The organism is Nocardioides hankookensis (assembly GCF_042658885.1).
GTDB classification, from domain to species: Bacteria; Actinomycetota; Actinomycetes; order Propionibacteriales; family Nocardioidaceae; genus Nocardioides; species Nocardioides hankookensis.
This window is the reverse complement of the sequence record NZ_JBHSRJ010000011.1, coordinates 1-5315: the sequence shown is the minus strand read 5'-3', so window position 1 is coordinate 5315 and position 5315 is coordinate 1. Positions and strand designations below refer to the sequence as shown.

Genomic DNA, 5315 nt, shown 5'->3' with positions numbered 1-5315 from the left:
CGAGCGGAAAGGCCCTTCGGGGTACTCGAGCGGCGAACGGGTGAGTAACACGTGAGTAATCTGCCCTTGGCTTTGGGATAACTACCGGAAACGGTGGCTAATACCGGATACGACCGATCTCTGCATGGAGTGTTGGTGGAAAGTTTTTTCGGCCAGGGATGTGCTCGCGGCCTATCAGCTTGTTGGTGGGGTAATGGCCTACCAAGGCTTCGACGGGTAGCCGGCCTGAGAGGGTGACCGGCCACACTGGGACTGAGACACGGCCCAGACTCCTACGGGAGGCAGCAGTGGGGAATATTGGACAATGGGCGGAAGCCTGATCCAGCAACGCCGCGTGAGGGATGACGGCCTTCGGGTTGTAAACCTCTTTCAGTACCGACGAAGCGCCGATGATGGTGGTGACGGTAGGTACAGAAGAAGCACCGGCCAACTACGTGCCAGCAGCCGCGGTAATACGTAGGGTGCGAGCGTTGTCCGGAATTATTGGGCGTAAAGGGCTCGTAGGCGGTTTGTCGCGTCGGGAGTGAAAACCCAGGGCTTAACTCTGGGCTTGCTTTCGATACGGGCAGACTAGAGGCATGCAGGGGAGAACGGAATTCCTGGTGTAGCGGTGAAATGCGCAGATATCAGGAGGAACACCGGTGGCGAAGGCGGTTCTCTGGGCATGTCCTGACGCTGAGGAGCGAAAGTGTGGGGAGCGAACAGGATTAGATACCCTGGTAGTCCACACCGTAAACGTTGGGCGCTAGGTGTGGGGCCTATTCCATGGGTTCCGTGCCGCAGCTAACGCATTAAGCGCCCCGCCTGGGGAGTACGGCCGCAAGGCTAAAACTCAAAGGAATTGACGGGGGCCCGCACAAGCGGCGGAGCATGCGGATTAATTCGATGCAACGCGAAGAACCTTACCTGGGTTTGACATACACCGGAAAGCTGCAGAGATGTAGCCCCTTTTTGTCGGTGTACAGGTGGTGCATGGCTGTCGTCAGCTCGTGTCGTGAGATGTTGGGTTAAGTCCCGCAACGAGCGCAACCCTCGTCCTATGTTGCCAGCACGTCGTGGTGGGGACTCATAGGAGACTGCCGGGGTCAACTCGGAGGAAGGTGGGGATGACGTCAAGTCATCATGCCCCTTATGTCCAGGGCTTCACGCATGCTACAATGGCCGGTACAAAGGGCTGCGATACCGCAAGGTGGAGCGAATCCCAAAAAGCCGGTCTCAGTTCGGATTGGGGTCTGCAACTCGACCCCATGAAGTCGGAGTCGCTAGTAATCGCAGATCAGCAACGCTGCGGTGAATACGTTCCCGGGCCTTGTACACACCGCCCGTCACGTCACGAAAGTCGGCAACACCCGAAGCCGGTGGCCTAACCCTTGTGGAAGGAGCCGTCGAAGGTGGGGCTGGCGATTGGGACGAAGTCGTAACAAGGTAGCCGTACCGGAAGGTGCGGCTGGATCACCTCCTTTCTAAGGAGCACACGCCCCGCACGCCTGGCATCCGTTCAGGTGGCATTGGTGGTGTTCACTAGTGGAATCGTCGATGAATGGTCCTCGAGCTTGCTCGTGGTCGGTCTCAGTACTACCTGCCGTTCGCGGTGGGTGTGGAACCTGGCTGGTCGTGGGTGGGTGAGATGGGTCGAGACACACTGTTGAGTCCTGAGGCATCAGCCGTCAGGCAGAGCTTCTCTGGCCCTCCAGGACCGGTCTACCGCGAGTGCTCTCTTCGGGGAGTGTGGTGGGTGGCTTGGGTGGGTGTGTTTCTTGTGAACTGGATAGTGGACGCGAGCATCTTCCGCGGTGGCCTCCCTGTGATGGGGTGGGTGGCCGTGGAGTTTTGAGCGCCAGCCCTGCGACGGGTTCCCGTGAGTCCATGGGGTCTTCGTTGCTGTAAACAGGGGGTTGGTGTTCGTCTGTTTTGTAGTTGTACTTTGTAGTTGTACTTTGTAGTTTTTGTTGAGTGTTTGTGCGACAAGCTATGAAGGGCACATGGTGGATGCCTTGGCATCAAGAGCCGATGAAGGACGTAGGAGCCTGCGATAAGCCCTGGGGAGTTGGCAACCGAGCTGTGATCCGGGGGTGTCCGAATGGGGGAACCCAGCACGAGTCATGTCGTGTTACCCGCGCCTGAATATATAGGGCGTGTGGAGGGAACGCGGGGAAGTGAAACATCTCAGTACCCGTAGGAAGAGAAAACAATAGTGATTCCGAGAGTAGTGGCGAGCGAAATCGGAAGAGGCTAAACCTTATCTGTGTGATACCCGGCAGGGGTTGCAGGTAGGGGGTTGTGGGACCACTCGTAGGAGTCTGCCGGCTCCTGAGACAGTAAGAAAAGCTGGTTGAAGTTGAAGTCCATTGGAAAGTGGCGCCGTAGAGGGTGATAGCCCCGTAAGCGTAAGGCCTGCTCTGTTGAGTGGTATCCCAAGTAACACGGAACCCCTGAAATTCCGTGTGAATCTGGCGGGACCACCCGTTAAGCCTAAATACTCCTTGATGACCGATAGCGGACAAGTACCGTGAGGGAAAGGTGAAAAGTACCCCTGGCGGGGAGTGAAATAGTACCTGAAACCGTGTGCCTACAATCCGTCAGAGCCCGGCTGCCCTCCTCTTTGCAATGGGGGTGTTGGGGTGATGGCGTGCCTTTTGAAGAATGAGCCTGCGAGTTTGCGGTGTGTTGCGAGGTTAACCCGTGTGGGGAAGCCGTAGCGAAAGCGAGTCCTAATAGGGCGTTTGAGTAGCACGCTCAAGACCCGAAGCGAAGTGATCTATCCATGGGCAGGTTGAAGCGCGGGTAAGACCGCGTGGAGGACCGAACCCACTTAGGTTGAAAACTGAGGGGATGACCTGTGGATAGGGGTGAAAGGCCAATCAAACTTCGTGATAGCTGGTTCTCCCCGAAATGCATTTAGGTGCAGCGTTGTGTGTTTCTTGCCGGAGGTAGAGCACTGGATAGCCGATGGGCCCTACCAGGTTACTGACGTTAGCCAAACTCCGAATGCCGGTAAGTGAGAGCGCAGCAGTGAGACAGTGGGGGATAAGCTCCATTGTCGAGAGGGAAACAGCCCAGACCATCAGCTAAGGCCCCTAAGCGGTGACTAAGTGGAAAAGGATGTGGAGTCGCAGTGACAACCAGGAGGTTGGCTTGGAAGCAGCCACCCTTGAAAGAGTGCGTAATAGCTCACTGGTCAAGTGATTCCGCGCCGACAATGTAGCGGGGCTCAAGTCATCCGCCGAAGCTATGGCATTCATGCGTTAACTCGGCCACGAACGTGGTCCAGGTGTGTGGATGGGTAGGGGAGCGTCGTGTCGCGAGTGAAGCCTCGGAGTGATCCAGGGGTGGACGCGACACGAGTGAGAATGCAGGCATGAGTAGCGAATCACGGGTGAGAAACCCGTGCGCCGAATGATCAAGGGTTCCAGGGTCAAGCTAATCTGCCCTGGGTAAGTCGGGACCTAAGGCGAGGCCGACAGGCGTAGTCGATGGACAACGGGTTGATATTCCCGTACCGGCAAAGTAGCGCCCATGACGAACCCGGTGATGCTAACCACCCGAAACCCAGCTGACCGATCCCTTCGGGGTGAGGCGGCTGGGCGGAGCGTGGGACCCGATCCGGTAGTAGTCAAGCGATGGGGTGACGCAGGAAGGTAGCCCAACCGTAGCGATGGTTGTCTACGGGTAAGCATGTAGGGGACGGTCTAGGCAAATCCGGACTGTTGTGTTCGATCACGACCCTGAGATGTGATGCCGAGCCCTGATGGGTGAAGTGGGTGATCCTATGCTGTCGAGAAAAACCTCTAGCGAGCTACGCGCCGCCCGTACCCCAAACCGACTCAGGTGATCAGGTAGAGAATACTAAGGCGATCGAGAGAACCATGGTTAAGGAACTCGGCAAAATGCCCCCGTAACTTCGGGAGAAGGGGGGCCGGATACGTGAACCACCTTGCGTGGGGAAGCGTTGAAGGCCGCAGAGACCAGGCCCAAGCGACTGTTTACTAAAAACACAGGTCCGTGCGAAGTTGTAAGACGATGTATACGGACTGACTCCTGCCCGGTGCTGGAAGGTTAAGGGGACCGGTAAGAGGACTTGTTCCTCGAAGCTGAGAACTTAAGCCCCAGTAAACGGCGGTGGTAACTATAACCATCCTAAGGTAGCGAAATTCCTTGTCGGGTAAGTTCCGACCTGCACGAATGGAGTAACGACTTGGGCGCTGTCTCAACCATGGACTCGGCGAAATTGCACTACGAGTAAAGATGCTCGTTACGCGCGGCAGGACGGAAAGACCCCGGGACCTTTACTATAGTTTGGTATTGGTGTTTGGTTCGGCTTGTGTAGGATAGGTGGGAGACTGTGAAACCTCGACGCCAGTTGGGGTGGAGTCAACGTTGAAATACCACTCTGGTCGTACTAGATGTCTAACCTAGGACCATTATCTGGTTCAGGGACAGTGCCTGATGGGTAGTTTAACTGGGGCGGTTGCCTCCTAAAATGTAACGGAGGCGCTCAAAGGTTCCCTCAGCCTGGTTGGCAATCAGGTTTCGAGTGTAAGTGCACAAGGGAGCTTGACTGTGAGACAGACATGTCGAGCAGGGACGAAAGTCGGAACTAGTGATCCGGCGTCGGCATGTGGAAGCGACGTCGCTCAACGGATAAAAGGTACCCCGGGGATAACAGGCTGATCTTCCCCAAGAGTCCATATCGACGGGATGGTTTGGCACCTCGATGTCGGCTCGTCGCATCCTGGGGCTGGAGTAGGTCCCAAGGGTTGGGCTGTTCGCCCATTAAAGCGGCACGCGAGCTGGGTTTAGAACGTCGTGAGACAGTTCGGTCCCTATCCGCCGCGCGCGCAGGAAACTTGAGAAAGGCTGTCCCTAGTACGAGAGGACCGGGATGGACGAACCTCTGGTGTGCCAGTTGTCCCGCCAGGGGCACGGCTGGTTGGCTACGTTCGGAAGTGATAACCGCTGAATGCATCTAAGCGGGAAGCACGTTTCAAGATGAGGTTTCCCACCGGGTAACCGGGTAAGGCCCCCAGCAGAACACTGGGTTGATAGGCCGGAGGTGTACAGCAGCAATGCCCAGCCGACCGGTACTAATAGGCCGAGGGCTTGTCACACAAACCCTCAACAAAAACTGACAAACACAACATTGTCAAACCAGCAACGCGCAGACGAACACCATGTTCGCGTCCACAACCAGACACACAAGACAAACTCCATAAAGAGCTTGGTCGACACGTGCAGCACACCCGCTCCGTGTCCACCACCAGAGTTACGGCGGCCATAGCGAAAGGGAAACACCCGGTCCCATCCCGAACCCGGAA

General features: G+C 56.6%; 3 rRNA genes. All 3 read left to right on the top strand.

What is annotated here, in order from left to right:
- Positions 1-1463 (top strand): 16S ribosomal RNA (locus tag ACFPYL_RS24300); the annotation flags it as partial.
- Positions 1464-1962: 499 nt separating this feature from the next.
- A 23S ribosomal RNA gene (locus tag ACFPYL_RS24295) occupies positions 1963-5108 on the top strand.
- 156 nt (positions 5109-5264) lie between these two features.
- Positions 5265-5315 (top strand): 5S ribosomal RNA (gene rrf, locus ACFPYL_RS24290); the annotation flags it as partial.